5 protein-coding genes are annotated in these 5314 nt (G+C 64.8%); 2 read left to right on the forward strand and 3 right to left on the reverse strand.

The window, feature by feature from the left end; translation table 11 throughout:
* Positions 1-91: 91 nt before the first annotated feature.
* Positions 92-1126, reverse strand: coding sequence for an ABC transporter substrate-binding protein (locus G3436_RS19450; RefSeq protein ID WP_163948252.1), 1035 nt, complete (start codon positions 1124-1126; stop codon positions 92-94).
* 72 nt (positions 1127-1198) lie between these two features.
* Positions 1199-1972 (reverse strand): class II aldolase/adducin family protein, encoded by a 774-nt coding sequence (locus G3436_RS19455; protein WP_163948254.1) that lies wholly within the window; start codon positions 1970-1972, stop codon positions 1199-1201.
* A gap of 174 nt (positions 1973-2146) precedes the next feature.
* Here G3436_RS19455 and G3436_RS19460 point away from each other — a divergent pair, with 174 nt between their 5' ends.
* Together G3436_RS19460 and G3436_RS19465 are read left to right on the forward strand one after the other, a co-directional pair.
* Positions 2147-3547, forward strand: coding sequence for an aminotransferase-like domain-containing protein (locus G3436_RS19460; protein ID WP_163948255.1), 1401 nt, complete (start codon positions 2147-2149; stop codon positions 3545-3547).
* 230 nt (positions 3548-3777) lie between these two features.
* Positions 3778-4830 carry an NAD(P)-dependent alcohol dehydrogenase gene (locus G3436_RS19465; protein ID WP_163948258.1) on the forward strand — a complete coding sequence of 351 codons (1053 nt, stop codon included), beginning with the start codon at positions 3778-3780 and terminating at the stop codon, positions 4828-4830.
* A gap of 10 nt (positions 4831-4840) precedes the next feature.
* Here the strand turns inward: G3436_RS19465 and G3436_RS19470 are convergent.
* A partial coding sequence (locus G3436_RS19470) for a methyl-accepting chemotaxis protein (RefSeq protein WP_243667223.1) occupies positions 4841-5314 on the reverse strand: 474 nt, incomplete at its 5' end.

Consider the following 5314-nt stretch of genomic DNA (forward strand, 5'->3'; position numbering starts at 1 on the left):
CAGCTCCCACAGGGAAAGCACTGATTTGGAGGCCAGTGATAGTCCTGCGGGAGCTGGCTTGCCAGCGTAAGGGCTGCCAAGCAGCCCTTACTCAGTGGGTCTTGGCCACCCACGCATTGAAACGCTGCTCCAGGTCCTCGCCATGGTTGACCCAGAACTCGCTGTCCATCGGCATCGCCTGCGCCAGGTTGTCCGGCGCGGTGTTCAGCCGCGCGGCCAGGGCCGGGTCAAGCAGGTCGGCGGTGTGCAGGTTGGTCGAGCCATAGCCCAGCTTGGCGGTGTGGATCTTCTGGTTCTCCGGGCGCAACGAGAACGCGATGAACTGCTCGGCCAGGACCTTGTTCTTGCTGCCCTTGGGGATCGCCCACGAATCGATCGCGTAGATGCTGCCCTTCCACACCGTGCGCACATTGGCGCCAGACTCCTGCGCCGCGAACACCCGGCCATTGAACGCCGTGCTCATGACCACGTCGCCGCTGGCCAGAAACTGCATCGGCTGCGCACCGGCCTCCCACCACTGGATATCGGACTTGATCTGGTCCAGCTTGCGAAACGCACGCTCCACGCCCGCCGCGGTCGACAGTTCCTTGTAGATGTCGGCAGTCGGTACGCCATCGGCCATCAGCGCCGCTTCCAGGGTGTACTTGGCACCCTTGCGCAGGCTGCGCTTGCCGGGAAACTTCTGCGTGTCCCAGAAATCCACCCAGCCCGTCGGCGCCTGCGCCAGCTTGTCGGCGTTGTAGGCCAGCGCCATCGACCACACCAGCAAACCCGCGCCACACTCCGACAGGGTGCCAGGCACGAAGTCGGCCTCCTGGCCAATCCGGTCGGTGTCCAGGCGCTCGAACAGGCCCTCCTCGCAGCCACGGATCAGCTCGGCGCTCTCGACCTGCACCGCGTCCCAGTTGACGCTGCGGGTGTCGACCATGACCTTGATACGGCCCATCTCGCCATTGTATTCACCGGCCACCACCTTGCTGTGGGTGGCGGCGGCGAAGGGTGTGTAGAAGGCTTCGGTCTGTACATCCTTGCTCACACCACCGAACGAAATCACGGTCATTTCGCTGGCCATCAGGTGCGTGGCAAAAGCGCTGAGCAGCACGGCGGCTAAGGTTCTGGTTTTCATGTCTACCTCTGTAATTTATTGGTTTTGGCAGAGTGGGCAACAGGCTGGGCGACCTTTGAATGTGGTCGCTCTTCAGCTGCGGTAATCCACCGGATCACCGGCAATCAGGCGCAAGGCCGCGGTCCAGGCCAGCAGGTGCAACTGCTGGTCGTATTCGGCGTCATTTTGCTGTGCGGTCAACTCACAGACGTCTTCAGGCGGGATGCGCAATGGCCGGTTGCCCGCCAGCGCCTGCACCTGCGCCTGGCAGGCGCGCTCCAGAAAGTAGATCTGGTTGAAGGCCTCGGCAATGCAGCGCCCGGCGGCCAGCAGCCCGTGGTTACGCAAGATCATCGCCAGGTGCGGGCCCAGGTCATGCACCAACCGCGCACCCTCGGCCGGGTTCAGCGCAATCCCCTCGTAATCGTGGTAGCCGAGCCGGCGATAGAACTTCAACGCATGCTGGGTGATCGGCAGCAGCCCCTGCTCCTGGGCCGACACCGCCATGCCGGCGGCAGTGTGGGTGTGCACCACGCAACTCAGGTCCGGGCGCGCCGCGTGGATCGCCGAATGGATATTGAAACCGGCACGGTTGACGCTGCCGGCATCGTAGCGCGGGTCGATGGTGTTGCCCTGATGGTCGATCTTGATCAGGTCCGAGGCGCGCATCTCATGGAACAGCACACCATAGCGGTTGATCAGGAAATGCCCCGGCTCGCCCGGCACGCGCGCCGAGATGTGCGTATCGATCAGGTCGGTCATGCGAAAGTGCGCCAGCAGCCGATACAGCGCTGCCAGGTCGCAGCGCGTCTGCCACTCTTCGGGCGAGACCTGCTGCGGGTCGATCTGAGGGGGGTGGTGGTGCATCGCGCCTCCTTGTTCATGGTATGTTGCGGGCACCTGGCCCGGCGGCAACAGACGGATCTTGCAGTACACCCGCGCGGCCCACCATGAACACAAGGCGCCCGTTGCGCCACCGCTGTTATGGTGATTTCACCAGTACACCCACCGCGACACACCTCGCCCGGACGGATGTTTTCTATGATGTTGTTGGATGCCAGCTCGCCGCAGTCGCTGGTCAACCAGATCGTTGCCGGCATCAGCCTGGCGATCAACGAGCAGCGCCTGAGCCCCGGCACCAAGCTGCCGTCGATCCGCAAGTTCGCGCAAACCTACAAGGTCAGCCACTTCACCGCCGTCGAGGCGTATGACCGGCTGGTCGCGCTGGGCTACCTGAGCGCGGTGCGCAACGCCGGTTTCTATGTGCGCAGCGGGCCGGACACCCCTGCCCCGCAGGTGCAGGCCAGTGCCAGCGACGATGCCTTCGACTTCGACGCCTACCTGCTGCTGCAAAAGGTCTTCCAGCCCATGGGCATGGAATTGCGCCCCGGCATCGGCCTGCTGCCCGAGCAATGGACCGACGAGGACGGCGTGCAGCGCAGCCTGCGTGCCCTGAGCCGACGCGAACCGAGCGCATTCTGCGGCTACGGGCATGCCAAGGGGTGCGCCACCTTGCGTGCACGGATGGCGGAGAAACTGCTCGACACCCGGGTCAATGCCCACCCCGAACAGATCCTGCTGACCAGCGGCGCCAGCCATGCGCTGGACCTGCTGGTGCGCTACCTGGTGCACCGTGGCGACAGCGTGCTGGTGGACGAACCGGGCTACCACAACCTGTTTCTCAATTTGCGTCTGCAAGGCGCCAGACTGCTGGGCGTGCCGCGCACCCGCGAGGGTATCGACCTGGACGTGCTCGAAGCGCAGATCCGCGCGCATCGGCCCAAGGTGTTCTTCACCAATACCCGCCTGCAATGCCCGACCGGCACCAGCCTGTCACTGGCGGTGGCGCACCGCTTGCTGTTGCTGGCGCAGCAGTACGATTTTCTGATCGTCGAAAACGACATCTACGCCGACCTCGACCCCTCCGGCCAGCAGGCCCTGGCTGGCATGGACCAGTTGTCGCGGGTGATCTACGTGGGCAGCTTTTCCAAGAGCATCGCGCCGGCCTTGCGGGTGGGGTTCATTGCGGCCCATGCCGACCTGATCGACGAGCTGGTACCGCTCAAGCTGGTCAGCGGCCTGACCACCTCGGCGATTGCCGAAGAACTGGCGCTGGATGTGTTGCTGCAAGGTCGCCACCGCAAGCATGTGAAACAGTTGCAGGCCAACCTGGCGCAGGCCCACGAAACCGTGGCGCACAAGCTGGAGGCGGCGGGCATGCAGATCTTCACCAAGCCGCATGCCGGCCTGTTCCTGTGGGCGCGGCACCCGCTGATCGAGGACGCTACCGCGCTGGCCATGGGCGCACGCGAGCAGAAGATACTGCTCGCGCCCGGGCAATTGTTCATGCCCGATGCGCGGGTGGTGCCGTGGCTGCGCTTCAATGTGGCGCATGCGCAGGATGAGCGGATCTATCGGTTGCTGGAGCGCGAAGCCGGCTGACCCTGCGGTGGCCCCTTCGCTGGCAAGCCAGCTCCCACAGGGTTCTCACTGCCCTTGAGGCCTGTGGAGTACCTGTGGGACCTGGCTTGCCAGCGAAAGGGCCAGGCCAATCAGCACAACGGCAGAATCCGGAGGATCAGGCACGACAGCCAGAGGATTGCCGGTGGGCAGCCTGCCCGCCCGCGCGGACAATGCGCAGCCTCTACTGTCATTGCTTTGCGAGGTTCACCATGTACACCGCCATCGGCTACGCTGCCCAGTCAGCCACCACGCCCCTCGCCCCCATGACCTTCCAGCGGCGCAGCCCACGCGCCGACGACGTGGCGATCGAAATCCTCTATTGCGGCGTGTGCCACTCTGACATCCACCAGGCCCGCAACGAATGGGGCATCGCCGTCTACCCGCTGATGCCGGGCCACGAGATCGTCGGCAAGGTCACCGCCGTGGGCCACGCCGTCAGCCGCTACCAGGTCGGTGACCTGGTCGGTGTGGGCTGCATGGTCGACTCCTGCCGTCACTGCGAAGCCTGCGCCGCAGACCTGGAACAGTACTGCCTCGAAGGCCCGACCATGACCTACGCCACCCCGGACCGGGTCGATGGCAGCAACACCATGGGCGGGTACTCCAACAGCATCGTGGTCAACCAGCACTTCGTGGTGCGCATCCCTACCGGCATGGACCTGGCCAGCGCCGCACCGATCCTGTGCGCCGGCATCACCACCTATTCGCCGCTCAAGCACCACGGCGTCAAGGCCGGGCACAAGGTCGGCATTCTCGGCATGGGTGGCCTGGGCCACATGGGCATCAAGCTGGCCAAGGCCATGGGCGCCGAGGTCACGCTGTTCACCCGCTCGGCGAGCAAGGCCGAAGAGGCCCGTCGCCAGGGCGCCGACCACGTGGTGGTGTCGACCGACGCCGAGCAGATGGCGGCCGTGGCCGGGCACTTCGACTTCCTGCTCGACACCATCCCGGTGCAGCATGACCTGAACCCCTACCTCGAAACCCTGAAGTTCGACGGCGTGCATATCCTGGTCGGCCTGATCGAACCGGTCGAGCCACCGCTGCACGCCGCCAACCTGGTGCTCAAGCGCCGCGTGCTGGCCGGCTCGCTGATCGGCGGCATTGCCCAAACCCAGGAAGTGCTCGACTTCTGTGCCGAGCACGGCATCAGTTGCGATATCGAGATGCTCGACATCCAGCACATCAACGAAGCCTACAGCCGCATGATCGCCGGTGACGTGAAGTACCGTTTCGTCATCGACATGGCCACGCTCAAGGCCTGAAGCACGCGCTTCACACGTTGAAGCGCCCGAGCAGGTGGTGCTGCTGGCCCACCTGCTCGACCATCACCGCGCACTGGTCCACCTGAATCCGGGCGCCTGCGGCCACCTCATGGCTGATGTCGCGAATGGTGGTGGTGTTGCGGTTGATTTCTTCGCTGGTGGCGCTCTGCTGCTCGGCTGCGGTGGCAATCTGGGTGTTCATGTCGTTGATGCGGCTGATCGCCTGGCGGATGCGTACCAGCATCTCGTTCGCCGCCCCGGCCTCTTCGGCGGTCTTGCTGGCGCTGTCGCGGTTCTGCTGCATGCGTGACTCGGCGTGCTTCACCCCAGACTGCAGCTGGTCGATCATCTGACGAATCTCCTGGGTCGACTGCTGGGTGCGTGACGCCAGCGTGCGTACCTCGTCGGCCACCACGGCAAAACCGCGCCCCGACTCGCCGGCACGCGCCGCCTCGATCGCCGCATTGAGCGCCAGCAGGTTGGT

The organism is Pseudomonas brassicae (genome assembly GCF_010671725.1).
In the GTDB taxonomy this organism is placed as follows: domain Bacteria; phylum Pseudomonadota; class Gammaproteobacteria; order Pseudomonadales; family Pseudomonadaceae; genus Aquipseudomonas; species Aquipseudomonas brassicae.